Origin of the sequence: Paracoccus sp. UBA5162, from assembly GCF_002413585.1 — a bacterium.
GTDB lineage: Bacteria > Pseudomonadota > Alphaproteobacteria > Rhodobacterales > Rhodobacteraceae > Paracoccus.
Genome location: NZ_DHXG01000032.1, coordinates 24,343 through 26,052, shown reverse-complemented (window position 1 = coordinate 26,052; position 1,710 = coordinate 24,343). Strand labels below are relative to the sequence as shown.

2 protein-coding genes are annotated in these 1,710 nt (G+C 69.6%); both read right to left on the bottom strand.

The genetic code is table 11. The annotated features are described in order from the left end of the window. Positions 1-2: 2 nt before the first annotated feature. Positions 3-953, bottom strand: a complete 951-nt coding sequence (locus tag B4A72_RS04290) for a helix-turn-helix domain-containing protein (RefSeq protein WP_292954101.1) — start codon at positions 951-953, stop codon at positions 3-5. A 67-nt stretch (positions 954-1,020) separates the two neighbouring features. Beyond that, positions 1,021-1,710 (bottom strand): TOBE domain-containing protein (locus tag B4A72_RS04285; RefSeq protein WP_292978140.1); only part of this gene is annotated, 690 nt, incomplete at its 5' end.

Here is a 1,710-nt window from a genome sequence, read left to right as displayed (position 1 = left end):
GGCTATCTGTCCGCCAGACCCAGCCGCGCCATGCGCCGATACATCGTCGCCCGTCCGATCCCCAGGGCGCGCGCGGCGGCCGAGACGTTGCCCTCGGCCCGCGCCAGGGCCCGCGTCACGGCGGCTCGTTCGGCCCGGTCGAAACCCTGCATGTCATCCTCGCGGCCCAGAAGATCGGCGGCGGGGCGCGGCTTGATGGCGCCTTCGCGTTCCAGCCCCATGGCGCGCCGCGCGGCGCGGGTCGCGCCGATGGCCAGGTCGTCCTTGTCCACCGCCAGAAGCAGCGTCGCCTCGGTTCCGTCGCCCGAGGCGACGACGATCCGCGCATCCGGGAACGAGGCGCGAAAGAACACCGCTTCGATCGCCCGCGCGGTCTGGGCCACCTGCGCACCGATCAGGCGGTTGTAGCGTTCGGTCTGGTCGGCGCGGGCGGAACTGACATCCAGGGCCGCCATCAGCCGTCCGTCCGGCCCCCAGATCGGCGCATCCATGCAGGACATCCCGGTATTGCGGGTGCGGAAATGTTCGTCGCGATGGATGGTGACCTGCCGCGCCTCGGCCAGGCAGGTGCCGATGCCGTTGGTGCCCTGCGCGGCCTCGGACCAGTCCATGCCCTGCCACAGACCCCAGTCGCGGAATTGCGCCGCATCGCCATCGCTGACGCGCTGATCCAGCACCACGCCCGCCGCATCGGTCAGCAGCACGTTGCAGCCCGACAGGCAGACCAGGTTGTAGAGCTGGTCCAGCTGCGGTGCCGCGACTTTCAGGAAATGCTCCATCGCCTGTCGCCGGGCCGACAATTCCGCCAGGCTCAGGCGTTCAGGACCGCGGGCATCGCCCGGATCCAGCCCATGCTTCAGCAGCGAGCGGCGCCAGGATGCCGCCAGCGCCGAGGTCGCGGATTTCGACTGCGACTGCTCGGCCACCAGATCCGCGTGGCTGCGATGCGCCATGATTCCCCCCAATCGCGACGAGTATAGCAGATCGCGGTATCGGAGATTTACGACTTTCGTCGCAGAATCAGCGGACCGGGCCCTCGGGCTTGATCAGCCCGTCCTCGATCCGGTCGCCATCCTCCCCGTCCCTGCCCCCGTTCCGGTCCTGTCCGTTCCGATCTGCCGGCATGGCGGCCGCGCCGCGATCGCCGCCCATGCTGCCTGCGGCGCGGGCCGTGCGCGGCTGATAGGGCGGCAGGTCGGTGCCGTCGCGATACAGAAGCGAATTGCCCTTGTGAAACAGATGCAGCGCCTGCGGATCGGCGGTCAGCCGCACCGTGCTGCCCTTCAGCCCCGGATGAATGCCGGACAGCTTGGCGATGATCGGCACCGCACCGCCCTGGGTGCCGAAATAAAGCAGCGTCACCTCGCCCAGGGCCTCGGTCAGATCGACCTTGCCTTCGAACAGGGCGGTGCCGTCGGTCTCGCGCATGTCCTCGGGGCGGACGCCCAGATTGATCTCCATCCCCTCGTCGCCGGGGCGCGTGGGGATCGCCACCTGCGCCTGGCCGCCGCCGTCCAGTGCCACGCCGGTCATCTCGCCGACCGCCGTCACCTTGCCCGGCAGCAGGTTCATCGCCGGGCTGCCGATGAACTGGGCCACGAATTCGTTCACCGGACGTTCATACAATTCCAGCGGCGCGCCGACCTGCGCGATGCCGCCGCCCGCCAGCACCACGATGCGGTCGGCCAGCGTCATCGCCTCGGTCTGGTC

Coding starts and splice junctions, on each gene's coding strand:
- B4A72_RS04290 (WP_292954101.1), bottom strand. CDS start 953: ATGGCGCATCGCAGCCACGCGGATCTGGTGGCCGAGCAGTCGCAGTCG.